The organism is Paraburkholderia sp. UCT31 (assembly GCF_014397655.1).
GTDB lineage: Bacteria > Pseudomonadota > Gammaproteobacteria > Burkholderiales > Burkholderiaceae > Paraburkholderia > Paraburkholderia tuberum.
Genome location: NZ_VZQP01000083.1, coordinates 1 through 23,790 on the forward strand (window position 1 = coordinate 1; position 23,790 = coordinate 23,790).

The following is a 23,790-nucleotide window of genomic DNA, read 5'->3' on the forward strand; positions in this document are numbered from 1 at the left end:
GCCCCCCGCCAACCGCCTCCCCCCCGCCTCGCTGCTGCGCCATCAACACCTCCGCCAGCTTGCGCCGCCCACGCGCGAGCCGCGACATCACCGTACCGATCGGCACATCGGCCACCACCGCGATCTCCCGATATCCCATCTCCTCGAGCTCGCGCAAGATCAGCACCTCGCGATACTCGACCGGCAAACGCGCCAACGCGTCGTGTACCTGGCGTGCATCCTCGTCGCGGATCAGCAGCGTTTGCGGATCGTCGCCGCCCGCGCTCCAGCCGTCGAGGGTCGCGTCGTCCATCGTTTCGTCGAATTCGAGCATGTCGTGCGACGGCGCGCGCCGGCGCCATTCCGTGTACCAGGTGCGGCGCACGATCGCGAGCAGCCACGGCCGCGCGGAGTCGCCGCGAAACGTATCGAAGAAGCGGAACGCGCGCATGAACGCTTCCTGCACGACGTCCTCGGCATCGTTCGGATTGCCGCACAACCAGCGCGCGAGGTTGTACGCGGCGTCGAGATGCGGCAACGCCAGCTGCTGGAAGCGGCGGCTTTTCGCTGCATCGGCCTCGGCGTCTGAATCGGTCTGGACCACGTGGGCCCCTCCAAGGGCATGGCGGCTGCGTCGTGCGGGTCGCTGTTGCGCGTCGCCGTGGTGTCGTTCCTGACGTGTCTTTCACAGCAGAACTGGCCATAGACCGAGTTTATTCCCGACTCAGGCGAGCATTCGCAAGAAAGACCGCGATCGCCTGCGCGCCCCGCTCGCCAGCTAGTACGATGGCCGGTTCCAGTAGTCGTCGCTCGCGTACACGTCTTTCAGATAGTCGATGAAATAGCGCACGCGCGCCGGCACGAAGCGCTGCTGCGGATAGACCGCAAGAATGTCGTAATCGGGCAGCGCATAATCGTCGAGCACGGTTTCGAGCTCGCCGCGCGCGAGCTGCCGCTGGATTTCCCACGTCGAACGCCAGCCGAGTCCGAGCCCCTCCGAAACCCAGCGATGCAGCAGTTCGCCATCGTTGCAGTCGAGCGAGCCGCCCACCCGCACCGTCGCGAGCTTGCCGTTGCGGCGGAAATACCAGCCGCGGTTCTGCCCGCCTTGCAGATTGAACGCGAGACAGTTGTGGGCCGGCAGATCCTCGAGCGTCTTCGGCTTGCCGTGACGGCGAAAATAGTCGGGCGTACCGCACACCACGCGCCGGTTCGACGCGAGCTTCACCGCGACGAAGTTCGGATCGACCGCGCCGCCGATGCGGATCGACAGATCGTAGCCCTCGCGCACCAGATCGACGACCCGGTCGGTCAGATTGAACGACATCTGCAACTCGGGTTTGTCGCGCAGAAATGCAGGCGCGAGCGGCGCGACGTGCTTACGCCCGAACGCGGCGGGCGCCGACACGATCAGATGGCCGTTCACCGCGCGGCGCCCCGCGCTCAGTTCGTTTTCCGCCTGATCCCATTCGCCGAGAAGCCCGCGGCAGCGTTCGAGAAACGCGGCGCCGTCCTCGCTGACGACGAGCCGCCGTGTCGTGCGATACATCAGCTTCACGCCGAGGCGCTTCTCGAGCGCATCGATGCGCCGCCCGAGAATCACCGGCGACACGCCTTCCTCGAGCGCCGCCGCCGCGAGACTGCCCGCATCGGCGACCCGCACGAAGGTTTCGATCTGTTTGAAGCGGTCCATGTTCGTCTCCCACCTGTCTCTTGCCGGGCTGATGCCGGCCGTGCGCCGGGCTTCACGTCATTCCATACTTTTTGTTTCGGAATAAGCGACCCGGACTGATCTTATCAAACCTTTGGCGCAGGCCTACAGTGTCCCTCAACCGACGTAATTCCCGACCTTAAGGAGACATTCATGGCCAAAATGAGAGCCGTCGACGCCGCCGTTCTGGTGCTCGAAAAAGAAGGCATCGATACCGCGTTCGGCGTGCCGGGCGCCGCGATCAACCCGTTCTACTCGGCGATGCGCAAAGCCGGCGGCATCAGCCACGTGCTCGCGCGTCATGTGGAGGGCGCATCGCACATGGCCGAGGGCTACACCCGTGCGCAGCCGGGCAACATCGGCGTGTGCATCGGCACGTCGGGCCCCGCCGGCACCGACATGATCACCGGTTTGTACTCCGCGCAGGCCGACTCGATTCCTATCCTGGCTATCACAGGCCAGGCGCCGCGCGCGCGTCTGTACAAGGAAGACTTCCAGGCCGTCGATATCGAATCGATCGCCAAGCCCGTCACCAAGTGGGCCGTGACCGTGCGCGAGCCGGCGCTGGTGCCGCGTGTGTTCCAGCAGGCGTTCCATCTGATGCGCTCGGGCCGCCCGGGCCCGGTGCTGGTCGATCTGCCGATCGACGTGCAGCTCGCCGAAATCGAATTCGACATCGACACGTACGAGCCGCTGCCGGTCTACAAGCCGAAGGCGACCCGCAAGCAGATCGAAGCCGCGCTGACGCTGCTCAACGATGCCGACAAGCCGTTGATCGTGTCGGGCGGCGGCGTGCTGAACGCCGTAGCCGAAGACCTGCTCGTGAAGTTCGCCGAAACGCTCGGCGTGCCGGTGATCCCAACGTTGATGTCGTGGGGCGCGATTGCCGACGACCATCCGCTGATGGCCGGCATGGTCGGTCTGCAGACCTCGCATCGCTATGGCAACGCGACGATGCTCGCGTCCGACTTCGTGCTCGGCATCGGCAACCGCTGGGCCAACCGTCACACCGGCAGCGTCGATGTCTATACGAAGGGGCGCAAGTTCGTGCACGTCGATATCGAACCGACGCAGATCGGCCGCGTGTTCGGCCCGGATCTCGGCATCGTGTCGGACGCGAAGGCCGCGCTCGAACTGTTCGTCGAAGTGGCCAGCGAATGGAAGGCCGCGGGCAAGCTGAAGGATCGCGCCGCGTGGGTTGCCGATTGCCAGCAACGCAAGCGCACGATGCTGCGCAAGACGCACTTCGACAACGTGCCGATGAAGCCGCAGCGCGTCTACGAAGAGATGAACCAGGTGTTCGGCCGCGATACCTGCTACGTGAGCACGATCGGTTTATCGCAGATCGCCGCCGCGCAATTCCTGCACGTGTACAAGGCGCGCAACTGGATCAACTGCGGCCAGGCCGGCCCGCTCGGCTGGACGATTCCGGCGGCGCTCGGCGTGCGCGCGGCCGATCCGCAACGGCCGATCGTCGCGCTGTCGGGCGACTACGACTTCCAGTTCATGATCGAGGAGCTTGCGGCCGGCGCGCAATTCAAGCTGCCGTACGTGCATGTCGTCGTGAACAACTCGTACCTCGGGCTGATTCGCCAGGCGCAGCGCGCGTTCGAAATGGACTACTGCGTGCAGCTCGGCTTCGAGAACATCAACTCGCCGGAGATGAACGGCTATGGCGTCGATCACGTCGCGGTGGCCGTTGGTCTCGGCTGCAAGGCGATTCGCGTGCTCAAGCCGGAAGAGCTGAAGCCGGCGCTGCAAAAAGCGCAGTCGATGCTGGCCGAGTTCAACGTGCCGGTGATCGTCGAAGTGATTCTCGAACGCGTGACCAACATCTCGATGGGCACCGAGATCGACGCGATCAACGAGTTCGAGGAACTGGCGGAAAAGCGCGAGGATGCGCCGACGGCGATCAGCCTGCTCGATTGAGCGTTGCGTCTTCGCGGTATTCGCAGCATTCAGCGCGCTCGATGCGCGAGGGCCGGGCTCATGCTCCGCGCCCTCCCCTCATCGAGACCAGCGCGCCACTCCCTGACCGACCTGAGAGACAAAAGCACCATGCCTAAATTCGCAGCGAACCTGACGATGCTGTTCAACGAAGTGCCGTTCCTCGACCGTTTCGCGGCAGCGGCCAACGCCGGCTTTCATGCCGTCGAATTCCTGTTTCCCTATCCGTATTCGATCGCCGAATTGAGTGCACGTCTGCAGCAGAACCGCCTCAAGCTGCTGCTGCACAACCTGCCGGCCGGCAACTGGGAAGCCGGCGAACGCGGCATCGCGTGCCTGCCCGATCGGGTCGCCGAGTTTCAGGAAGGCGTGGGCCGCGCGATCGAATACGCAAGCGCGTTGAAGGTGCCGCAACTGAACTGCCTCGTCGGCATTGCGGGCGCGAACGTCGACGCCGACACCGCCCGCGCAACGATCGTCGACAACCTGCGCTTTGCCGCGCGCGAGCTCAAGAAGGCCGGCATCCGGCTGCTCGTCGAGCCATGCAACTCGTACGACATTCCGGGCTTCGCGTTGAACCGTTCGCGCGATGGACTCGACGTGATTCGCGAGGTCGGCTCGGACAATCTGTTCCTGCAATACGACATCTATCACATGCAGCGGATGGAAGGCGAACTCGCGGCGACGATCGAAAAGAACCTCGCGCAGATCGCGCATATCCAGCTCGCGGACAACCCTGGGCGGCACGAACCGGGCACCGGCGAGATCAACTATCCGTATCTGTTCGCGCTGCTCGACTCGCTCGGCTACGACGGCTACGTCGGTTGCGAATACAAGCCGCGCACGACGACCGATGCCGGCCTCGGCTGGGTGCAAAGCGTGGCAGGTCAAGCGCGCGGCGCGGCGCATGCGGCGGCTTGAGGCGCCTTGGGGTTCCTGACGGAACCCTGAAGCCTCAACGCACGCCCCCTATAACCCTGGAGATTCACACACATGGCAAAGATCGGCTTCATCGGACTCGGCATCATGGGCGCGCACATGGCGCGCAACCTCATCAAGGGCGGTCACTCGCTGTTCGTGAACGGCGCGTATCCGGTACCGGACGACATCGCGAAGAGCACGAGCGTGGTCGCCAGTTCAACCGCCGTCGCGCAGGCCGCCGACATCGTCATCATCATGGTGCCGGACACGCCGGACGTCGCCAACGTGCTGTTCGCCGACGACGGCGTCGCCGCCGGCCTCGCCAAAGGCAAGCTCGTCATCGACATGAGCTCGATCTCGCCGCTCGACACCCAGGCGTTCGCGAAGAAGATCAACGCGCTCGGCGTCGACTATCTCGATGCGCCGGTGTCGGGCGGCGAAATCGGCGCGCGGGATGCGTCGCTGACGATCATGGTCGGCGGTCCCGAGAAAGCCTTTGCGCTGGCCAAGCCGTTGTTCGAACTGATGGGCAAGAACATCTCGCTGATCGGCGACAACGGCGCGGGTCAGACCTGCAAGGTCGCGAACCAGATCATCGTCGCGCTGAACATCGAAGCGGTCGCGGAAGCGCTGCTGTTCGCGTCGCGCTCGGGCGCCGACCCAGAGCGGGTGCGGCGCGCGCTGATGGGCGGCTTCGCGTCGTCGCGGATTCTCGAAGTGCATGGCGAGCGCATGACGAAGCGCACGTTCAGTCCGGGCTTTCGCATCGAGCTGCATCAGAAGGACCTGAATCTCGCGCTCGATGGCGCGCGTAAGCTCGGCATCGCGCTGCCGCATACCGCGAGCGCGCAGCAACTGTTCAGCGTCTGCGCCGCGAACGGCGGCAAGGCGTGGGATCACTCGGCGATGGTGCGCGCGCTCGAAATCATGGCGAATCATGAAGTCGCGCAAGCGCCGGATAGCGAGGAAGCGAAGGCGGCTTGAGGTCTTCGTGCTTCCTCTTCAGTTCAGCTCGCCGTTGATTCCGCCGGTTGCCGCTTCGGCATCGGCGACGTCGCGGTGAACACAGGTGGGGCGCCCGTTCGTTGCACGGCAGCTTGGGTTGCCGGCGCGGCGTAACGGGCAAATCGCGCCGCTCTGGGCTGAGAGCGGCAAGTGGGGTCCGCAGCGGCACCCGTCGGTGACGGGGAAGCCTTGGTCGGTCAGACGTCGTCGTCGGGTGTCCGGCTGTCGGATTCGCCAATCAATACGTATCGAACACCTTCTGCAACGCCGCCGGCGCAGTGTGGCCCGCGGCCAGCGCCAGCATCAGCAGCACCCTCGCCTTGTACGGATTCAGCGAACCCGCGCTGACGAAACCGAGCGCATCGTCGGCCGCCGCGCCGTTGCGCATCACATGCCCCGAACCCACGCGCGACGAGCGCACCACCGCCACGCCGCGCAACGCGGCATCCGCCAGTGCCTGCTGCAACGACTGGTGGATCGAGCCATTGCCCGTTCCCGCCACGACGATGCCGCGCACATCCGCGGCGACCAGCGCATCGATGGCGATCCGCGACACGCCCGCATAGCTCGTGACGATCTCCACCTGCGGCCACGCCGCATCGATTGCGAATTCGCTCGCGACCGTATGCGCGCGCACCACGCCGCGCTGGAACTCGACGCGGCCATCCTGCACCCAGCCGAGCGCGCCAATCTCAGGCGACTGGAAAGCATCGACCGCATAGGTGCTCGTTTTCACAATGTCGCGCGCGCTGTGAATCCGGTTGTTAAACGCGACCAGCACGCCCTGCCCGCGTGCCGCCGCGTGCGCGGCGACCGTCACCGCGTTTAGCAGGTTCAGCGGACCGTCGGCGGAAAGCGCCGACGCCGGGCGCATCGCCGCGGTCAACACGACCGGCTTGTCCGACTTGACGGTCAGATGCAGCAGATAGGCGGTTTCTTCGAGCGTATCGGTACCGTGCGTGACCACCAGGCCGTCGACGTCGTCCGTCGCGAGCAGCGCGTTGATGCGTTGCGCGAGTGTGGTCCACAGCGGCAGCGACATGTCCTTGCTGTCGACGCTGGCGATCTGCTCGGGCGCGATTCGCGCGACCGTAGACAACGCCGGCACCGCCGCGAGCAGTTGATCGACGCCGACGACGCCCGCCTGATAGCCCGACGTATTGGCCGCATCCGGGGCCGCGCCGGCGATCGTGCCGCCGGTCGCGAGCACCGCGATGCGCGGCAGCGTCGGCGCGGTGCTATGGCCGGGGGGAATCGGGAGAGAGGGAGAAGTCGAGGTATTCATGGCGGCGATTGTAAGCGATGCGCTTCGCGTCGCCATGCGTGGAAGACCGGACGCGGGTTCGGCTTGCGCGAGCGTGCGCAACGCGCGAGCGGGCTCAAATCTCATGCGGTGCCCAATTGCACTCATCGCCACAAGTATTGACGACGGGTGCAAGTCCCACCCTAAGCTGCTCGCGGCTCTAAGCCGCCTCGCGCAACTGCGCCGCGATGTCTGCCTCGCTCAACTGCGGCGCGAACATCTCGATCAACCGATAGGCGTACGCGCGCAGGAACGCGCCCTTGCGCAAGCCGACACGCGTCGTGCTCGCCTCGAACAGATGCTGCGTGTCGAGCGCGACGAGTTCGCTGTCGCGCTTCGGGTCGTAGGCCATTGCCGCGACCACGCCGATGCCCATGCCGAGTTCGACGTAGGTCTTGATCACGTCGGCGTCGATCGCGGTCAGCACGACGTCGGGCAACGCACCCACTTTCGCGAACGCCTGATCGATATGCGAGCGGCCGGTGAAGTCCTGGTCGTAGGTGACGATCGGAAATTCGGCGATCTCGTCGAGCGTCAGATTCGCTCGGCCGACGAGCGGATGATCCTTCGGCACCACCACGACGTGATGCCACGAATAGCACGGGAAAGTGACGATGTCGGGAAAACGGTCGAGCGCCTCGGTCGAGATGCCGATATCCGCCTCGCCGTTGATGATCATCTGCGCGATCTGCTGCGGGCTGCCCTGGCGCAGCGCCAGATGCACTTTCGGGAACACCGACGTGAACTGCCGAATCACCTTCGGCAATGCGTAGCGTGCCTGCGTGTGGGTGGTCGCGACGACGAGGTGGCCGCTGTCCTGATCCGCGTACTGACGCGCGACGCGGCGCAGATTCTCCGCATCGAGCAGCATCCGCTCGATCAACTGATGCACGGCCTTGCCCGGCTCGGTGAGCCCGGTCAGACGCTTGCCGCGGCGGATGAAGATGTCGACCCCGAGTTCGTCCTCGAGATCCTTGATCTGCTTCGATACGCCCGACTGCGACGTGTAGAGCACGTTCGCCACTTCGGTCAGGTTCATGTTCTGCCGCACGGCTTCGCGCACGAAGCGCAATTGCTGGAAATTCATCGTTGTGTCTCCGGTTCCGCCAGAGTTGAGTTATTGGAGCCGCAAATGCCAGGCGATCCACGCGGCACGGCTGATAAGTTCTCTCCTGTCCTCAGCGCCGCACAGCGGCGCCGCCATCTCACCGCGCCGGAAACACCCGCAGCGCGCGCGGCACCGCGCTCACGCCGTCGCCGACCGCGAGTTGCAGATCACGCCACGTTTCGCGATCGAGTTCGGCTTCGAGCAGATTGCCCTCGCGACCGGCGAGCTCGACGCGCACCGAACCGCCGAGCGTCACCACGCGCCGCACGTCGACGACAATGCCCTCGCGATGCCCCGCCGCCTGCGGATACAACTGCAGATCGTGCGGCCGCACATAGGCGAACGCCGGGCCCCTAAAACCCGCCGCGATCGCGACCGGCAGCGCCGCGCCATCGACGACGAAGCCTTGCGCATCGACGCTGCCGTGCAGACGGTTCGCCGCGCCGAGAAACTCGTAGACGAACGGCGTCTGCGGATGGTCGTACACCTCCTGTGGGCTGCCGACCTGCTCGACATGCCCGCGATTGAGCACGACGATGCGGTCAGCCACTTCGAGCGCTTCTTCCTGATCGTGCGTGACGAAGATCGTCGAAATATGCAGATCGTCGTGCAGGCGACGCAACCAGCTGCGCAGTTCCTTGCGCACCTTCGCGTCGAGCGCGCCGAACGGCTCGTCGAGCAACAGCACCTTCGGCTCCACGGCCAACGCACGTGCGAGCGCGATGCGCTGGCGCTGGCCGCCGGACAGCTCCGACGGATAGCGCTGCGCGAGCCAGTCGAGCTGCACGAGCTTCAGCAACTCATGCACCTTCTCGCGAATCACCTTCTCCGACGGACGTTCCTTGCGCGGCTTCACGCGCAGCCCGAACGCGACGTTTTCGAACACCGTCATATGCCGGAACAGCGCGTAGTGCTGGAACACGAAACCGACCTCGCGCTCACGCGCGCCGACCGCCGCGACATCCTGGCCTTGCAGCTCGACCCGGCCGCCGTCCGCGTATTCGAGGCCGGCGATCACACGCAGCAACGTCGTCTTGCCGCAACCCGACGGCCCGAGCAGCGCGACGAGTTCGCCCGGTGGAAAGTCGAGCGACACGTTGTCGAGCGCGACGAAATCGCCGAAGCGCTTTTGCAGGTTACGAACGGTGATACCCATTTACAGCTCTCCTTGCTTGAGCGGATGTCGCTGCGACGCAGGCGCGGCGTTGACGAAAAACGAATGCGAAGCGGCCTGCGCGCTATTGGCCTGCGAAGCGCCGGAAGGCGACACGGGCCCCGCATACGCAGGCACTTCGCGCGCCGCCGACAGTTCCGCCGACATATGACGCTCGGCCAACAGCTTGAGCCCCAGCGTGACCAGCGCCAGCAGCGCGAGCAGCGAGGCCACGGCGAACGCGGCCGAGAAGTTGTACTCGTTGTAGAGGATTTCGACGTGCAGCGGCATCGTGTCGGTCTGCCCGCGAATATGGCCCGACACGACCGACACCGCGCCGAACTCGCCCATTGCGCGCGCATTGCACAGAATCACGCCGTACAGCAGACCCCACTTGACGTTCGGCAGCGTGACGCGACGGAACGTCTGCCAGCCCGATGCGCCGAGCACGTGCGCGGCTTCTTCCTCGTCGTTGCCCTGCGCCTGCATCAGCGGAATCAGCTCGCGCGCGACGAACGGGAACGTGACGAAGATCGTCGCGAGCACGATGCCCGGCACCGCGAAGATGATCTGCACGTTGTGATCTTCGAGCCACGGGCCGAACCAGCCCTGCGCGCCGAACATCAGCACGTAGATCAGACCGGAGATCACCGGCGACACCGAAAACGGCAGATCGATCAACGTGGTCAGCAGCGCCTTGCCGCGGAATTCGAACTTCGCGATACACCACGACGCCGCGAGGCCAAACACGAGGTTCAGCGGCACCGCGATCGCCGCGGTGAGCAGCGTCAGTTTGATCGCCGACAGCGCATCCGGATCGGCGAGCGCTTCGAAGTAAAAACGCAGCCCCTTGTTCAGCGCCTGGTAAAACACCGCGGCGAGCGGCACGGCCAGAAACAGCGCGAGAAACAGCAGTGCGAGGCCGATCAGCAGCCAGCGCACGAGCGCCGGCTCGCTGACCGGATCGGGGCGACGCGCCACGCTCGCCGGGTGGGTCGGAACGCGGCTCATTGCACACCTCCACCGATAGCGGCGACGCTCGTGGCCACTGGCGCCGATCCCGTCTTGCCGCGGCTCGTGCGCCGCTGCAGATACCACTGCAGCGTGTTGATCGACAGCAGCATCAGGAACGACACGACCAGCATCACGACCGCGAGCGCCGTCGCGCCCGCATAGTCGTATTGCTCGAGCTTCGTGATGATCAGGAGCGACGTGATCTCCGACTTCATCGGCACATTGCCGGCGATGAAGATCACCGAGCCGTATTCGCCGAGCGCGCGCGCAAAGGCGAGCGCGAAGCCGGTCAGCACCGCCGGGAACACGGCCGGCAGCACGACGCGGCGAAACGTGAGCCAGCGCGACGCGCCGAGACACGCGGCCGCCTCCTCCTGCTCGCGCTCGAACTCCTCGAGCACCGGTTGCACGGTGCGCACGACGAACGGCAGGCCGATGAACGTCAGCGCGACCAGCACGCCCGCCGGCGTGAACGCGATCTTGATGCCGAGCGGCGCGAGGAACTGGCCGATCCAGCCGTTGCCCGCATACACGGCCGCGAGCGAAATGCCCGCCACCGAGGTGGGCAACGCGAACGGCAGATCGACGACCGCATCGACGATACGCTTGAACGGAAACGTGTAGCGCACCAGCACCCACGCGACGAGAAAGCCGAACACCGCGTTGATCAGCGCGCCGCCTAGCGCCGAGAAAAACGTCAGCCGATACGACGCGAGCACACGCGGCGACGTGACCGCGCGCACGAACTGGTCCCAGTCGAGCGTCGCGGTTTTCAGAAAGGTCGCCGCCAATGGAATCAGCACCACGAGGCTCAGATAAGCCACCGTGATGCCGAGTGTCAGGCCAAAACCGGGCAATGCGCTCGGCTTGCGGAAGGTCAACATGGTCATGCTGGATACTCGTTCATGGTTGATGCTCGCGCGGTTGTTCGTTTTGCCGTGCTGCGGTACTGCGGTACTGCGGTACTGCCGCACCGCTGGCCACCGGACCCCGGTTAGCCGAAAGCGCGCCCATTGGGCGCGCCCTTTTGCCCCTGGCGGTGACTCAGGCGGTGGTTACTGCGGCTGATAAATCGAATCGAACACGCCGCCGTCCGCGAAATGGGTCTTCTGCGCGTTGGTCCAACCACCGAACGAATCGTCGATCGTGTACAGCTTCAGCTTCGGAAACTTCGCGGTCAGATCGGCCGGCACCTTGGTGGAACGCGGACGATAGAAATTGCGCGCGGCGATCTCCTGACCTTGCTCGCTATACAGGAAGTTCAGATACGCTTCGGCCACCTTGCGCGTGCCGTGTTTGTCGACGACCTTGTCGACCACCGCGACCGGCGGCTCGGCCAGAATGCTCACCGACGGCACCACGATCTCGAACCTGTCCGGACCAAACTCCTTCAGCGACAGGAACGCCTCGTTTTCCCACGCGATCAGCACGTCGCCGATACCGCGCTGCACGAAGCTCGTGGTCGCGCCGCGCGCGCCCGAATCGAGCACGCCGGCGTTCCTGTACAGCTTGCCGACGAACTCCCTGGCCTTCTGGTCGTTGCCTCCCGGTTGATGCTCGGCGTACGCCCACGCGGCCAGATAATTCCAGCGCGCGCCGCCCGAGGTCTTCGGATTCGGCGTAACGATCGACACGCCCGGCTTCACCAGATCGTCCCAATCCTTGATGTGCTTCGGGTTGCCCTTGCGCACCAGAAACACGATCGTCGACGTGTACGGCGATGCGTTGTCCGGCAGACGCTTTTGCCAGTTCTTGTCGACGAGCCCCTTGTTCGCGAGCGCGTCGATGTCATAGGCGAGCGCAAGCGTCACGACGTCGGCCTGCAGTCCGTCGAGCACCGAGCGAGCCTGCGCGCCCGAGCCGCCGTGCGACTGCCTGAAGGTGACGGCTTCGCCGGTCCTCGCCTTCCATTCCTTGCCGAATGCCTGATTGATGTCCTGATACAGCTCGCGCGTCGGATCGTAGGACACGTTCAACAGCGTGGTGTCGGCGTGCGCGACGCCGCTTGCGCCCAACATGCCGAGCGCACCCGCCGCGCCGACGGCGAGCGCCGCGATCAGTTTTCTGGTTCGAGCCGCAAGCCCCGTATGCCGATGGTTCATTTCAATTTTTCTCCGCGTGATGTCCGCTGATGAGCGTCTGGTGTTGTTCTGCGTCGCAGTCACGTGCACATGAGCGCCAACCGGAGGCCAGTCTATCGAAGCGCTTTCATTATTAAAAATAATGTTTCTTCATTTTTTAATGCTTAAAAGTGGTAACGACAGATGCGTCGGCTGTTGGGACGCCGACAACGCCGTCATGTCGCCGATAAACGACGCCCCAGCGCGACCCTTGCGCCGAACTTAAAGTAAAGCTTGAAATGCGCCGAATACTGTATAAAAATACAGTCACCTGTTCATACATACAGTGGCCATGACAAAACTCACCGCACGACAGCAGCAGGTTTTCGATCTGATCCGCCGCGCGATCGAACGCACCGGCTTTCCGCCCACTCGCGCGGAAATTGCCGCCGAACTCGGGTTCAGCTCGGCCAATTCCGCGGAAGAGCATCTGCGCGCGCTGGCGCGCAAGGGTGTGATCGAACTCGCGGCCGGCGCGTCGCGCGGCATCCGCCTGCTGTCCGGGCAGGAGGACGCGCCGTATCAGTTCACCCTGCCGCATGCGGGCCTGATGCAGTTGTCGTTGCCGCTGATCGGCCGGGTCGCGGCGGGTAGCCCGATCCTCGCGCAGGAACATATCTCGCAGCACTACGCGTGTGACCCGGCGCTGTTCTCGAGCAAGCCCGACTACCTGCTGAAGGTGCGCGGCCTGTCGATGCGCGACGCGGGCATTCTCGACGGCGACCTGCTCGCGGTGCAAAAGCGCACCGAAGCGAAGGACGGCCAGATCATCATTGCGCGGCTTGGCGACGACGTAACGGTCAAACGTCTGAAGCGCCGGCCGAACGGCATCGAACTGATCGCCGAAAACCCCGATTACGACAACATCTTCGTGGAATCCGGCAGCGCCGATTTCGCGCTCGAAGGGATCGCGGTCGGGCTGATCCGCCCCAGCGAGTTCTGATCTTTCGCTGTCGCCGGAACGCTTGCGCCGGTTTGTCCAACCCAAGCCGCATTTACGCCCGCATTTACGCCCGCATTTACGCCCGCATCTACGCCCGCATCTACGCCGAATCGCCTGGAGAGACTCATGGAACGCCTTGCCCGCCTGTTGCCCTTTCGCCAGTTCGGCCGTCTGCGCCATCTGCGCAAGCTCACGCCCTGCGCGCTAATCGAGGCGCCCGCTGCGCGCACGCCGTCGCTGTTCGACGCGGCTGCCGAAGCTTCCGGTCTGCCGTCGTCGTTGCCGGCATTCGCGCGCGTGTCGCTGAATTCGGCGCTGAACATCGCCGAGCCCGCGCGTCGCGCGCCGGTGCGGGTCTATCATGGACCGTCGCGACTGATCATGGTCGGCACGGTCGACGCCGTATGCCGTATGATCGATCGTTGCATAGCCGACGAAGCCAACGTGCACGGCGCGGTGTTCGAAGCCTGAGCGAATCCTGAGTACGCATGCAACAAGCACTTCGGATGTTCAGAGATTCGCGTGGGATGGGGTCGTTTCGACCTCGCCGTGGTCGACGTTAGATCATCACTGACGTGGAGTCCCATTCGATGACAATTCGGAAACGCACACAGGGCAGCGCCACCCGGCCGCTGCTGATCACGCTGATCGTGGTGATCGTGATTGCCGCGCTGGGCTTTATTTATGCGTCACCGTATCTGGCGGTGAACAATCTCAAACGCGCCGCCGATGCGCGCGACGTGCAAACCGTCAATCAGTATGTGGACTTTCCCGCGCTACGCGATAGCCTGAAGCAACAGGTGGGCGCCATGCTGACACGCCGGCTCGAGGCGGATGCCGGCAACAAGATGGCCACGATCGGCGCGGTGATCGGCGTGACGCTGATCGGCCCGCTCGTCGATGCCTATGCGACACCCGACGGCGTCGCGGCGCTGCTGAACGGCATGCCGCCGCGCGGCACGCCGGGCGAGCAACCGTCCGCGCCGCCAGCCGCGGGCGGCGAAGCGCCGGCCGCACCAGCCGCGGGCGACACCACCACGCAGGCAAGCGCCCCGCCGCCCGGGCGTCAAAGCACGGCCGGCTATCGCAGTCTCAACGAGTTTGTCATCACGTACCGGCGTGGCGAAGGTAACGCGAACTATTCGGCAATCTTTCGTCGCGAAGGTCTGGTCACGTGGAAGCTCGCGGCGATCAATCTGAACGAGTGAGATTGAAGCCTGGCCGGATGGGATGCGTGGCTGGCCATCGGGGCCGGCCACGCGACAGGGTCTATTCGCATCTGGGCTAGATGACGGGGCGCGCGGCTTCGCGTCCCTCACTAGCCCATTACGCCGCAGCCGCCTGCTGCTGCTCCTGCGCGGACGAGCACGCCACCAGAATGCTGCACGACACGCGGTCGAGCAGCGGCGTGTTGCCCGCCCCCATCCACCACCGCGACAAACCGGTCCGGCAGCGATGGCCCACCACCACGAGGTCGACCTGCAACTCGTTGGCAAGATTGGCGATCTCGTCGATCGGATGACCGAATGCGAAATGCCCTTGCGCGCTCACGCCTCGCTCGGTCAGCCAGTTCACGCCCTCCTGCAGAATCTCGCGGGCCGTTTTTTCGAAGCTGCCGCAGGCGACGTCCGTCAACAGGCCCGCGCTCTGCGCGATGCTCGAACGCATGTCGACGACCGACAGCAGATGCGTTTCCGCCTTCAGTTCCAACGCCAGATCGGCACCGCAACGCAGGGCTTTGCGGCCTTCGCGCGAGCCGTCGTAGCACAACAGGATTTTCTGGTAGCTCGCCATCTGTTTTCTCCATTCGCGCGGAAAGCGCGGTCTGAATCAATCATGGTGCGCCGCAATTCGGCTTGCAAGGGATGGAAAACGCTAAGTGCATACTCGGTGCATGCCGATCCAGTCTGCACAAGCGTTGGGCGACCCGACGCAGCGTTTGCACACGGATGCCGCAATGCAAAATTTCGTTTGCGAACGCTGCGTCGACACACTGCGGGCCGGTTGACGTGCCAGTCGTGCCACCGCCAATCAGCGGCGCCAATCGACACCGACGAGCGCATCGCACCCCACGCACGACGCGTTCCCGGACACCCGCTCGCATCGGCGATCCGATACCTGGAGTAAGCGGCTTCGCGTGCGCAATGCGTGCATCGCAGGTATGTTGTGTGTCTTGCGCGTACGTTGTGTCTTCTTCCGGAGCCTTGCTCGAGCCATGCCCACCGCCCCCATCGAATTCCATCAGGTCAGGAAAAGCTACGGCGAAAAAACGGTCGTCGACGGATTGTCGTTTCATGTGAACACCGGCGAATGCTTCGGGCTGCTCGGCCCCAACGGCGCCGGTAAGACCACGACATTGCGCATGCTGCTCGGCATTGCGGCGCCCGACGCCGGCGCGATCCGGCTGTGCGACGAGCCGATCCCGGGCCGCGCGCGCCTCGCGCGCTCGCGCGTCGGCGTGGTGCCGCAGTTCGACAACCTCGATCCCGATTTCACGGTGCGCGAAAATCTGCTCGTATTCGGTCGCTACTTCGGTCTGAGCGCCGGGCAGTGTCGCGCGGCGGTGCCGGGTCTGCTCGAATTCGCTCGCCTCGAGAACAAGGCGGACGCGCGCGTGAGCGAACTGTCGGGCGGCATGAAGCGGCGCCTCACGCTCGCGCGTGCGCTGATCAACGATCCCGACGTGCTGATCATGGACGAGCCGACCACCGGTCTCGATCCGCAAGCGCGCCATCTGATCTGGGAGCGGCTGCGCTCGCTGCTCGCGCGCGGCAAGACCATCCTGCTGACCACGCACTTCATGGAAGAAGCCGAACGGCTGTGTCATCGCCTGTGCGTGATCGAGGAAGGCCGCAAGATCGCCGAAGGCGCGCCGCGCGAGTTGATCGAGTCCGAAATCGGCTGCGACGTGATCGAGATCTACGGCCCCGATCCGTTTGCGTTGCGTGACGAACTCGCGCCGCTCGCCGAGCGCACCGAGATCAGCGGCGAGACGCTGTTCTGTTATGTGAACGACGCGCAGCCCGTGCATATGCGCCTCAAGCAGCGCGCCGATTTGCGCTATCTGCATCGGCCGGCGAATCTCGAGGATGTGTTTCTGCGGCTCACCGGTCGCGAAATGCAGGACTGAACCCATAGCGAGACACTTGATGGACGCACGTACTTACGAAACCCACGACGGCACGCCATCGGCGCAGGAACCGTTCGGTGCCTTCCCCGCCAATGCCACGAACTGGATCGCGGTGTGGCGCCGCAATTACCTGGTGTGGAAAAAGCTCGCCATCGCGTCGATGTTCGGCAACTTCGCCGATCCGATGATCTATCTGTTCGGTCTCGGCCTCGGGCTCGGACTAATGGTCGGGCACGTCGACGGCGTGTCGTATATCTCGTTCCTCGCGGCGGGCACGGTGCCGTCGAGCGTGATGATGTCGGCGAGCTTCGAGTCGATGTATTCGGGCTTTTCGCGCATGCACGTGCAGCGCACGTGGGAAGCGATCATGCATACGCCGCTCACGCTCGGCGATATCGTGCTCGGCGAGGTGGTGTGGGCCGCCAGCAAATCGGTGTTGTCGGGTGTGGCGATCATGCTGGTGGCGGGCGCGCTCGGCTATGCGAGTTTTCCGTCGATGCTGCTCGCGCTGCCGGTCATCGTGCTGGCCGGTCTCGCGTTCGCGAGCCTCGCGATGATCGTGACGGCGCTCGCGCCGTCATACGACTTTTTCATGTTCTATCAGACGCTCGTGCTCACGCCGATGCTGCTGCTCTCCGGCGTGTTCTTCCCGATCTCGCAACTGCCCGGCGCCGCGCAAGCGGTGACTGCCGCGCTGCCGCTCGCCAATGCGGTCGATCTGATGCGCCCGGCGATGCTCGGTCGGCCGATGGAGCACGCGGCGCTCCATGTGAGCGTGCTGGCCGCTTATGCGGTCGGCGGCTTCATCGTGTCGGCGATCCTGCTTCGGCGTCGCATGATGAAGTAAGCCGAACGCGCGGGCGGCGCGTCGCGCCTGCACCCGCGCAAGACGACGCCCGCGTCGGTCGTCGCACGGCGTGTTTGCTATCGTTGTGCGCGCTCAGTCCTCGTCATCGGTCCACGGAATATCGACGTCGGAGATGAACGCGACCGTCGCGAACGGGCCGCCCTCGTGACGCCCGATCTTGCCATCGGCGCGCTGCCATTCCACCCGGAACACGGTGACCGGATCATCCGCGATCAGCCGCACCGTGCGCAATTCGTCGGGATCGGCGTCCTCGACCGGACCGTCGAGCGAAATCAGCAGCGCCTGCGGCCATAGACCATCGGCGGGATCGTAGATCTTGTCGCCGTCGTGAATCAGCGTGAAGGCTTCCACGCCGATGGTCGCCGAGGCATCGACGATCATCTTGGCGAGCGCACGCAACAAGGCGGTCGCTCGCGCCGAGTTCGCCTGACGGATCGCGAGATCACCGCGCGTGAGAGCCTGCTCGAGTTTTGGATTGGTTTTCTGTTGCGCCATGGCTGTGTTGGTCCTATCGCTCTGTCGTGGGCAACGCGCCATCGGGACGACGCGCCGCGTTTCTATTTGGGTCCATCTATTGCCGCTTGTGTGCATTGCAGCATCGCGGGCTGGGCGGCAGGTCCGCGGTTCGACTGTCATTGTTCCGCGTTTCCCCTGATCGTGGCGCGCACCATCAGGGTCGTTTTCTCAGGGCCGTCCTTGCCGTCCACCACAGTTTAGGTCGTGATTCGGATTCCGGGAGAACATTTGCCGCTTAGTGCGGGGCATGTGTCGCATTTCATGCATCGGCTCGCGGGCGCCGCGGCGTACGTTTACCGCGTCCACCGGCGACCTTCGACGCCTGCGCCCCGACCGGCTTCGCATCCGCGATCCGCGCGATCAGATGGTCGCGAAACGTGCGCACCGACGGGGGCAACTCGCGCCCCGCCATCGTCTGCACCTGGATGCTGCGCTGGCGCATCTGCGGGTCGGTGAGCGGAATCACGACGAAGCCGTCGTCGGCATAGCGGTCGCGCACCGACAGCAGCCCCGTGAACATGATCGCGCCGGACCGCTGCGCGTAGCGATAACTCGCGCCGCTGTTGTTGCAGATCAGGTCCGGCTCGAGGAGGATGCCTTCGAGCGCGCACGTGATGTCGATCAACTGGCGAATCGTGGTCCCCGTCTCCGACAACACGAGCGGATAGCGACTCACCTCGGCGAGCGACAGTTTCGCGCGCGCCGCAAGGGGATGATCGGCGCGCAGCAGCACGAACACCGGCGCGCGTTCGGTGTGCTCGACCTTCACGCCCTTCTCCGGCGCGAGGCTGAACGACAGCGCGATATCGACGTCGCCGTCGCGCACGTGACGAGTGGCGTCGGCCGGCGACATCACGGTCAGCGTGAAATCGATGCCGGGGTGCTCGGCGCGGAAATCCGCAATCGCGGCGGGCAGGAAGTCGACCGCAAAGCCCTCGGCGGTCGCGATCTTGATCCGGTTGCCGTGCAAGCTCGCGAGGCCGCTAATCTCTTTCATCACGTGCTCGGCTTCGAGCAGGCTGCGTTGCGCGTACGCCAGCAGCCGCTCACCGGCCTCGGACAGCGTCATGCCGCGCGGACGCCGCTCGAACAGCGTCACGCCGAGTTCGCTTTCGAGCCGCACGATTTGCCGGCTGATCGCCGATACCGCGACGTGCAGCCGCTCGGACGCGTCGCTCAGCGAGCCGCCGCGCGCGACTTCGACGAAATAACGCAACGCGATGCCATGCAGTGAACGTGCCATCCTGGACGCCTCGATCGAATCAGTTGCAACGGTGCGATGGGTGGGCGGGTGCCGCGGTTCGAGCCGACGCGCGACGCTTTGCTTTTCCGGCAAGGCAAGCTTCGAAACATGATCATTGTGACAAAAACGGCGCGCTTCTAGAATCGGTCGCAATCACGTTGCAGACGATTCGCCTGAACGCCGCGCCGAGCATCGAGCCATCGAGCCTCGCGGCCCTCCGCCCCTTCACCCATCCCCCGCATCGGAGACATCGACATGAGCCGCAACCAGGCCATCGAGCTTGCCACCCGGCACTTCGAATCCGGCGCTTTTCTCGCCGATCTGAACCGTCGCGTCGGTTTTCGCACCGAAAGCCAGGAAAGCGATCGCGGCGCACTGCTGCTGTCCTATCTGACCGACGAAATCCAGCCCGAAGCGGAGCGCCTCGGCTTCAGCACGCGCATCGTCGATAACCCGGTCGATGGCTTCGGTCCGTTCCTGATCGCCAACCGTCACGAAGGCGATCATCTGCCGACCGTGCTGATCTACGGCCACGGCGACGTCGTGCGCGGCTACGATAGCCAGTGGCGCGCGCCGCTGACGCCGTGGGCGGTGACCGTGGAAGGCGAGCGCTGGTTCGGTCGCGGCACCGCCGACAACAAAGGCCAGCACTCGATCAACCTCGCCGCGCTCGCGAGCACGCTCGCCGCGCGCGACGGCAAACTCGGCTTCAACACGAAGCTGTTGATCGAGATGGGTGAGGAAACCGGCTCACCGGGGCTCGACGCGATCTGCCATGCGCATCGCGACGAACTCGCCGCCGACGTGCTGATCGCCTCCGACGGTCCGCGTCTCGCAGCGCGTCGTCCGACCGTGTTTCTCGGCTCGCGCGGCGCGGTCAATTTCAGGCTGTCGCTGAACCTGCGCGACGGCGCGCATCACTCGGGCAACTGGGGCGGCTTGCTGCGCAATCCGGCGACGGTGCTCGCCAACGCGCTCGCGAGTCTCGTCGATGCGCGCGGCGTGATCGCAGTCGACGGCCTGCGTCCGCCGCCGATCCCCGAGGCCGTGCGCCGCGCGCTTGCCGACATCACGGTGGGCAACGGTCCGGGCGACCCCACCGTCGATGACAACTGGGGCGAGCCGGGTCTTTCCGCGCCCGAGCGCGTGTTCGGCTGGAACAGCTTCGAAGTGCTGGCCTTCAAGGCGGGCAATCCGGAGAACCCGGTCAACGCGATTCCGCCGTCGGCGTTCGCGGTCTGCCAGTTGCGTTTCGTGGTCGGCACCGATTGGGAAAACCTCGGCGAGCACCTGCGCGCGCATCTCGATGCGCACGGTTTTCAGCTGGTCGAAATCGACGTCGAACGCGGCGCGCCAGCCACGCGGCTGGATCCCGACGATCCGTGGGTCACGTGGGCGATCGCGTCGCTCGAAGCGACCACCGGCAAGAAGACCGCGCTGCTGCCGAATCTCGGCGGCACGCTGCCGAACGAGGTATTCGCCGACACGCTCGGTCTGCCGACGATCTGGGTGCCGCATTCTTATCCGGCCTGCTCGCAGCATGCGCCGAACGAGCACCTTCTGGCTCCGGTGGTGCGCGAGGGCCTGCAGATGATGGCCGGACTGTTCTGGGATCTCGGCGAAAATTCGCCGCTTGCGGCGAAGCGCGAGACGGTGGACACGGCAAAGGCCGCGGGTTGAGTTCGGCCGACACCGAGTGATTCGCTGCGCCTTCCGCGGCCGCCCCGGCAATCGACCGGGGCCACCGCGGCAAGCGCGTCGCGCTTACCTCGACATCAAGGCGCCGGATTCGGCTGCAGCTCGTGCAGCCTGTCGATTTCCGCCAGCACTTCCGGCGACAGCTTCACGTCCGCGCTGGCGATGTTTTCCTTCAATTGTTCGAGCGAGGTCGCGCCGATCAGATTGCTGGTCACGAACGGCCGGCTATTGACGAACGCGAGCGCGAATTGCGCGGGGGTCATGCCGTGGCGCTTCGCGAGCTCGACGTAACGCGTGGTCGCCTGCACGGCTTGCGGCTTGCTATAGCGCTGGAAGCGCTCGAACAGCGTGATGCGCGCGCCGGCAGGACGCGCGCCGCCTTCGTACTTGCCCGACAGCCAGCCGAACGCGAGCGGTGAATACGCGAGCAGACCGATGTTGTCGCGATGCGCGTACTCGGACAGACCCACTTCGTACGTGCGGTTCAACAGGCTGTACGGATTCTGGATGCTGACGATGCGCGGCAAGCCGAGTCTTTCGGCCGCGCGCAGAAACTGCGCGACGCCCCACGGCGTTTCGTTCGACACGCCGATATGGCGCACCTTGCCAGCCTTCACGAATTCGGCGAGTACCGTCAGCGTTTCCTCGATCGGCACCGTGTACGCGTCGTCGACCCACGGATACGACGGACGGCCGAACGTCATCGTGCTGCGATCGGGCCAGTGCAGCTGATACAGATCGACGTAGTCCGTTTGCAGACGTTCGAGGCTGTCGTTGAGCGCCTCGGTCAGGTTCTTGCGATCGAACTGGTTGCCCTCGCCGCGAATATGACGCGGATTGTGCGGCTGACGCGCGGGGCCCGCGATCTTGGTGGCGAGCACGATCTTCTCGCGCGCGCTCTTGTGCTGCGCGAGCCACGTGCCGATGTAGCGCTCCGTCGAGCCTTGCGTTTCGGCGCGCGGCGGCACCGGATACATTTCCGCAGTGTCGATCAGGTTCACGCCGTGATCGAGCGCGTAGTCGATCTGCGCGTGCGCTTCCTGCTCGGTGTTCTGCTCGCCCCACGTCATCGTGCCGAGACCAATCAGGCTAACCAGCACGTCGGAGTCGCCGAGTCTGCGGTATTCCATCTAACTTGTCCTGTTGAAGAGGTGAACGGAAAGCGCAGACGTTACCACGCCGACGCATTACCTGCACCAAGGGCACCAAGGCTAGAATGCGGGGCCATGCGTTGCAGCGCGCCGCCGGGTGCTTGCGCGTTGCGCGCTTTGCGCTCTCGATGCGCGTTTCATCATGACTTCGTTGCCATGAATCACGAACACCTCGAATTGCTGGTCACGCGCGTGATGCCCTACGGGAAATATAAAGGCCGCGTGATCGCCGACCTGCCCGGCCACTATCTGAACTGGTTCGCGAGCCAGGGCTTTCCGCCCGGCGAGATTGGCCGTCTGCTCGCGTTGATGCACGAGATCGATCACAACGGCTTGAAACCGCTGCTCGCCCCCTTGCGCAAACCGAAGCCCCTGGAGCGTTGAGACCGTGGCCGTGAAAGCGTTGCCAGGCTGGCTGAAAGTCGCGGCGCAGGCAAACTGCAAGCAATGTAGGACAGTACAAATTCATACAGGTTTTTTCTTGCGGATCGCGTTTGCGTGGCCTTTAATCGGCATAGGTCGTCGCGCTGTGAAACGTCGGGAGTGAAGCGGATCAGTCGTCATTCGCTGAACAATTTCGATGTGTTCCGGCGCCGTGCGATCCCCCGCCTTCGTGAGTCCCTGCATGTCCATGTCGCAATTCAACCTGTCGGCGTTGCTCGAATTCATCGGCCACGATCTGTCGCCGGTGCGCGCGGTCATCCTGTTCTTCGTGATCGGCTACGTCGTGGTCGGACTGCCTGTGCATTTTCGCCAGGGCGCGGTCTCGCGCGACATCTGGGGCACGGCCGCCGGCGTAACGATGGCCGTGATCTACGCGGCGTTCATTGCCGGCGTGTACCCGTGGCTGCATCACGTATCGGCGATCGCGCGTTGAGCGTCGGCCGCCGTCAGGTCCGGGCCGAGACCTTCCCATAGCGATTCACGCAATTCGCCTCGCGGCTGCCAGCGCCGCATCGACGTTCAATACAACGGTCGGCGCATCTGTGCGGAACTCGCGGTACTGACACGCCGCATCGTCTCGCGAAATGCAAGGCAACGTTCGTCCCACTCGAGCCCGCAATGCGCGAGCATGCGACGCACGTTCGCTTCCCAAGCGTCGACCAGCTCCTCGTGCTCGATCTCGATCATCACGCCCGCGTGTAGAACGCGCCGCCAGTGCGTTATCAACGCATCGTACGCGCGCTGACAGCGGCCCAGCTCGCCGAGGTGGCAGCCGAACGCCACGTCGTGAAAAATGCGCGAGAAAATCGATAGACAGGTCTGTAATCGCGAGCGGCGGCCATGATCGATGCGCGCGTTCGGCAGCGCGAGATCAATGAGGCCGATGTTGATGAAGTTGAACGGGTATTTGTCGGCAAAGCGCGCGAGCGGGCCAAGCGATTCCGGCTCGTTGTCGCGCATGCCCTGGCGATACAGCACGTTGCCTTTGAGCAGATGATCGAACGGGGCGGGCAAGCGAATCGCTTCCGACTTAAACGACGAATCGTCCGATGGAAGTTAGCAGCCACGCCCTTCAGTAACGTATCAGATCGCTAACGAAGTGTTACCGCAACGCCGCTCGGTAATACGCGAGAAGATTGGCGAAACGGTCGAGCGTCGCGGCAACGGCTCGCGTGGTCGAAGCCCCGAGCGCGCACCGCCGCGCCGGCGCCGGTAACGCTCGGACACAAACGCGGCTGAACTCCGTTGCGCGCGGTTTTTCTGAGGTTTACGTGAAGGAGAAAATCGTGACCAGGCTCATTGCATCGATGACGCTGCTAGCGGCCGCGGCAGCGAGCATCACTGGATGCGTCGTCGCGCCGCCAGCGGACTACGGCTATGCGCAACCCTACTATCCCTACGCGTATGGACCGCCTTACTACGGACCGGCGTACGGCTCGGTTGGTATCTATGGCGGTTTCGGAGGGTCGTGCTGCTATTACCGACATGGGTATTGGCACGGGCACGGGCACGGCGGATGGCATGGCGGTGGCGGGC

The 23,790-nt window shown here is 64.6% G+C and carries 25 protein-coding genes; 12 read left to right on the forward strand and 13 right to left on the reverse strand.

The window, feature by feature from the left end; translation table 11 throughout:
• The coding region (locus F6X40_RS38015) for an RNA polymerase sigma factor (RefSeq protein ID WP_187631414.1) at positions 1-583 on the reverse strand (583 nt) is incomplete at its 3' end.
• 174 nt (positions 584-757) lie between these two features.
• Positions 758-1,672, reverse strand: a complete 915-nt coding sequence (locus tag F6X40_RS38020) for a substrate binding domain-containing protein (RefSeq protein ID WP_184063781.1) — start codon at positions 1,670-1,672, stop codon at positions 758-760.
• Positions 1,673-1,843: 171 nt separating this feature from the next.
• Here F6X40_RS38020 and gcl point away from each other — a divergent pair, with 171 nt between their 5' ends.
• From gcl to F6X40_RS38035, 3 genes are all read left to right on the forward strand, one after another.
• Positions 1,844-3,619 carry a glyoxylate carboligase gene (gene gcl / locus F6X40_RS38025; RefSeq protein ID WP_187631415.1) on the forward strand — a complete coding sequence of 592 codons (1,776 nt, stop codon included), beginning with the start codon at positions 1,844-1,846 and terminating at the stop codon, positions 3,617-3,619.
• Positions 3,620-3,748: 129 nt separating this feature from the next.
• Positions 3,749-4,558, forward strand: coding sequence for a 2-oxo-tetronate isomerase (gene otnI, locus F6X40_RS38030; RefSeq protein WP_187631416.1), 810 nt, complete (start codon positions 3,749-3,751; stop codon positions 4,556-4,558).
• A 72-nt stretch (positions 4,559-4,630) separates the two neighbouring features.
• Positions 4,631-5,542, forward strand: coding sequence for a 2-hydroxy-3-oxopropionate reductase (locus tag F6X40_RS38035; protein ID WP_187631417.1), 912 nt, complete (start codon positions 4,631-4,633; stop codon positions 5,540-5,542).
• Positions 5,543-5,801: 259 nt separating this feature from the next.
• On the opposite strand, the gene F6X40_RS38040 is transcribed toward F6X40_RS38035, so the two are convergent.
• From F6X40_RS38040 to F6X40_RS38065, 6 genes are all read right to left on the reverse strand, one after another.
• Complete coding sequence (locus F6X40_RS38040; RefSeq protein ID WP_187631418.1) at positions 5,802-6,848, reverse strand: asparaginase; 1,047 nt, start codon at positions 6,846-6,848, stop codon at positions 5,802-5,804.
• 178 nt (positions 6,849-7,026) lie between these two features.
• Complete coding sequence (locus tag F6X40_RS38045; protein ID WP_184063795.1) at positions 7,027-7,953, reverse strand: CysB family HTH-type transcriptional regulator; 927 nt, start codon at positions 7,951-7,953, stop codon at positions 7,027-7,029.
• 118 nt (positions 7,954-8,071) lie between these two features.
• Entirely contained in the window at positions 8,072-9,130 is a 1,059-nt protein-coding gene (locus F6X40_RS38050; RefSeq protein WP_187631419.1) for a sulfate/molybdate ABC transporter ATP-binding protein, read from the reverse strand.
• Positions 9,131-10,138 (reverse strand): sulfate ABC transporter permease subunit CysW, encoded by a 1,008-nt coding sequence (gene cysW, locus F6X40_RS38055; protein WP_187631420.1) that lies wholly within the window; start codon positions 10,136-10,138, stop codon positions 9,131-9,133.
• Positions 10,135-11,031, reverse strand: coding sequence for a sulfate ABC transporter permease subunit CysT (gene cysT, locus F6X40_RS38060; RefSeq protein ID WP_187631421.1), 897 nt, complete (start codon positions 11,029-11,031; stop codon positions 10,135-10,137). The genes cysW and cysT overlap by 4 nt, the downstream gene beginning before the upstream one ends.
• A 165-nt stretch (positions 11,032-11,196) precedes the next feature.
• On the reverse strand, positions 11,197-12,243 hold the full coding sequence (locus tag F6X40_RS38065) for a sulfate ABC transporter substrate-binding protein (protein WP_187631422.1): 1,047 nt from the start codon (positions 12,241-12,243) through the stop codon (positions 11,197-11,199).
• Between the two features lie 310 nt (positions 12,244-12,553).
• On the opposite strand from F6X40_RS38065, the gene lexA reads away from it, so the two are divergent.
• The 3 genes from lexA (at position 12,554) to F6X40_RS38080 (ending at position 14,412) form a co-directional block, all read left to right on the forward strand.
• Positions 12,554-13,204: a transcriptional repressor LexA gene (gene lexA, locus F6X40_RS38070; protein ID WP_184029221.1), complete on the forward strand. Its 651-nt coding sequence runs from the start codon at positions 12,554-12,556 to the stop codon at positions 13,202-13,204.
• A 126-nt stretch (positions 13,205-13,330) separates the two neighbouring features.
• Positions 13,331-13,675 (forward strand): hypothetical protein, encoded by a 345-nt coding sequence (locus tag F6X40_RS38075; protein WP_184043952.1) that lies wholly within the window; start codon positions 13,331-13,333, stop codon positions 13,673-13,675.
• Positions 13,676-13,794: 119 nt separating this feature from the next.
• The gene (locus F6X40_RS38080) at positions 13,795-14,412 is read left to right on the forward strand and encodes a DUF2939 domain-containing protein (protein WP_184063810.1); all 618 of its coding nucleotides are present in this window, start codon (positions 13,795-13,797) and stop codon (positions 14,410-14,412) included.
• A 118-nt stretch (positions 14,413-14,530) separates the two neighbouring features.
• Here F6X40_RS38080 and F6X40_RS38085 read toward each other — a convergent pair whose 3' ends face one another.
• Positions 14,531-14,998 (reverse strand): universal stress protein, encoded by a 468-nt coding sequence (locus F6X40_RS38085; RefSeq protein ID WP_018418191.1) that lies wholly within the window; start codon positions 14,996-14,998, stop codon positions 14,531-14,533.
• A 421-nt stretch (positions 14,999-15,419) separates the two neighbouring features.
• On the opposite strand from F6X40_RS38085, the gene nodI reads away from it, so the two are divergent.
• Positions 15,420-16,334, forward strand: coding sequence for a nodulation factor ABC transporter ATP-binding protein NodI (gene nodI, locus F6X40_RS38090; protein WP_187631423.1), 915 nt, complete (start codon positions 15,420-15,422; stop codon positions 16,332-16,334).
• Between the two features lie 19 nt (positions 16,335-16,353).
• A complete protein-coding gene (locus F6X40_RS38095) occupies positions 16,354-17,181 on the forward strand; it encodes an ABC transporter permease (RefSeq protein ID WP_187631424.1) in 828 nt (275 codons plus the stop codon).
• 93 nt (positions 17,182-17,274) lie between these two features.
• On the opposite strand, the gene F6X40_RS38100 is transcribed toward F6X40_RS38095, so the two are convergent.
• Both F6X40_RS38100 and F6X40_RS38105 read right to left on the reverse strand, forming a co-directional pair.
• Positions 17,275-17,697: a hypothetical protein gene (locus tag F6X40_RS38100; protein ID WP_090804526.1), complete on the reverse strand. Its 423-nt coding sequence runs from the start codon at positions 17,695-17,697 to the stop codon at positions 17,275-17,277.
• Positions 17,698-17,977: 280 nt separating this feature from the next.
• A complete protein-coding gene (locus F6X40_RS38105; RefSeq protein WP_187631425.1) occupies positions 17,978-18,961 on the reverse strand; it encodes a LysR family transcriptional regulator in 984 nt (327 codons plus the stop codon).
• Positions 18,962-19,216: 255 nt separating this feature from the next.
• Between F6X40_RS38105 and F6X40_RS38110 the strand changes: the two genes are divergently transcribed.
• The gene (locus tag F6X40_RS38110) at positions 19,217-20,641 is read left to right on the forward strand and encodes a M20 family metallopeptidase (RefSeq protein ID WP_184003335.1); all 1,425 of its coding nucleotides are present in this window, start codon (positions 19,217-19,219) and stop codon (positions 20,639-20,641) included.
• Between the two features lie 95 nt (positions 20,642-20,736).
• On the opposite strand, the gene F6X40_RS38115 is transcribed toward F6X40_RS38110, so the two are convergent.
• A complete protein-coding gene (locus F6X40_RS38115) occupies positions 20,737-21,789 on the reverse strand; it encodes an NADP(H)-dependent aldo-keto reductase (RefSeq protein WP_187631426.1) in 1,053 nt (350 codons plus the stop codon).
• Between the two features lie 177 nt (positions 21,790-21,966).
• Here F6X40_RS38115 and F6X40_RS38120 point away from each other — a divergent pair, with 177 nt between their 5' ends.
• Positions 21,967-22,194 carry a DUF3820 family protein gene (locus F6X40_RS38120; protein ID WP_184029242.1) on the forward strand — a complete coding sequence of 76 codons (228 nt, stop codon included), beginning with the start codon at positions 21,967-21,969 and terminating at the stop codon, positions 22,192-22,194.
• A gap of 247 nt (positions 22,195-22,441) precedes the next feature.
• Positions 22,442-22,687, forward strand: coding sequence for a hypothetical protein (locus F6X40_RS38125; RefSeq protein ID WP_184064178.1), 246 nt, complete (start codon positions 22,442-22,444; stop codon positions 22,685-22,687).
• A gap of 86 nt (positions 22,688-22,773) precedes the next feature.
• Here the strand turns inward: F6X40_RS38125 and F6X40_RS38130 are convergent, their stop codons facing one another.
• Positions 22,774-23,268, reverse strand: coding sequence for a sulfotransferase family protein (locus tag F6X40_RS38130; RefSeq protein ID WP_262421698.1), 495 nt, complete (start codon positions 23,266-23,268; stop codon positions 22,774-22,776).
• Between the two features lie 272 nt (positions 23,269-23,540).
• On the opposite strand from F6X40_RS38130, the gene F6X40_RS38135 reads away from it, so the two are divergent.
• Positions 23,541-23,790: hypothetical protein (locus tag F6X40_RS38135; RefSeq protein ID WP_187631427.1), on the forward strand; the 250-nt coding region annotated here is incomplete at its 3' end.

Bases quoted from the DNA above. Each gene is read 5' to 3' on its own strand.
- F6X40_RS38020 (WP_184063781.1), bottom strand. From the start codon at position 1,672: ATGGACCGCTTCAAACAGATCGAAACCTTCGTGCGGGTCGCCGATGCG.
- gcl (WP_187631415.1), top strand. From the start codon at position 1,844: ATGGCCAAAATGAGAGCCGTCGACGCCGCCGTTCTGGTGCTCGAAAAA.
- otnI (WP_187631416.1), top strand. From the start codon at position 3,749: ATGCCTAAATTCGCAGCGAACCTGACGATGCTGTTCAACGAAGTGCCG.
- F6X40_RS38035 (WP_187631417.1), top strand. From the start codon at position 4,631: ATGGCAAAGATCGGCTTCATCGGACTCGGCATCATGGGCGCGCACATG.
- F6X40_RS38040 (WP_187631418.1), bottom strand. From the start codon at position 6,848: ATGAATACCTCGACTTCTCCCTCTCTCCCGATTCCCCCCGGCCATAGC.
- F6X40_RS38045 (WP_184063795.1), bottom strand. From the start codon at position 7,953: ATGAATTTCCAGCAATTGCGCTTCGTGCGCGAAGCCGTGCGGCAGAAC.
- F6X40_RS38050 (WP_187631419.1), bottom strand. From the start codon at position 9,130: ATGGGTATCACCGTTCGTAACCTGCAAAAGCGCTTCGGCGATTTCGTC.
- cysW (WP_187631420.1), bottom strand. From the start codon at position 10,138: ATGAGCCGCGTTCCGACCCACCCGGCGAGCGTGGCGCGTCGCCCCGAT.
- cysT (WP_187631421.1), bottom strand. From the start codon at position 11,031: ATGACCATGTTGACCTTCCGCAAGCCGAGCGCATTGCCCGGTTTTGGC.
- F6X40_RS38065 (WP_187631422.1), bottom strand. From the start codon at position 12,243: ATGAACCATCGGCATACGGGGCTTGCGGCTCGAACCAGAAAACTGATC.
- lexA (WP_184029221.1), top strand. From the start codon at position 12,554: ATGACAAAACTCACCGCACGACAGCAGCAGGTTTTCGATCTGATCCGC.
- F6X40_RS38075 (WP_184043952.1), top strand. From the start codon at position 13,331: ATGGAACGCCTTGCCCGCCTGTTGCCCTTTCGCCAGTTCGGCCGTCTG.
- F6X40_RS38080 (WP_184063810.1), top strand. From the start codon at position 13,795: ATGACAATTCGGAAACGCACACAGGGCAGCGCCACCCGGCCGCTGCTG.
- F6X40_RS38085 (WP_018418191.1), bottom strand. From the start codon at position 14,998: ATGGCGAGCTACCAGAAAATCCTGTTGTGCTACGACGGCTCGCGCGAA.
- nodI (WP_187631423.1), top strand. From the start codon at position 15,420: ATGCCCACCGCCCCCATCGAATTCCATCAGGTCAGGAAAAGCTACGGC.
- F6X40_RS38095 (WP_187631424.1), top strand. From the start codon at position 16,354: ATGGACGCACGTACTTACGAAACCCACGACGGCACGCCATCGGCGCAG.
- F6X40_RS38100 (WP_090804526.1), bottom strand. From the start codon at position 17,697: ATGGCGCAACAGAAAACCAATCCAAAACTCGAGCAGGCTCTCACGCGC.
- F6X40_RS38105 (WP_187631425.1), bottom strand. From the start codon at position 18,961: ATGGCACGTTCACTGCATGGCATCGCGTTGCGTTATTTCGTCGAAGTC.
- F6X40_RS38110 (WP_184003335.1), top strand. From the start codon at position 19,217: ATGAGCCGCAACCAGGCCATCGAGCTTGCCACCCGGCACTTCGAATCC.
- F6X40_RS38115 (WP_187631426.1), bottom strand. From the start codon at position 21,789: ATGGAATACCGCAGACTCGGCGACTCCGACGTGCTGGTTAGCCTGATT.
- F6X40_RS38120 (WP_184029242.1), top strand. From the start codon at position 21,967: ATGAATCACGAACACCTCGAATTGCTGGTCACGCGCGTGATGCCCTAC.
- F6X40_RS38125 (WP_184064178.1), top strand. From the start codon at position 22,442: ATGTCGCAATTCAACCTGTCGGCGTTGCTCGAATTCATCGGCCACGAT.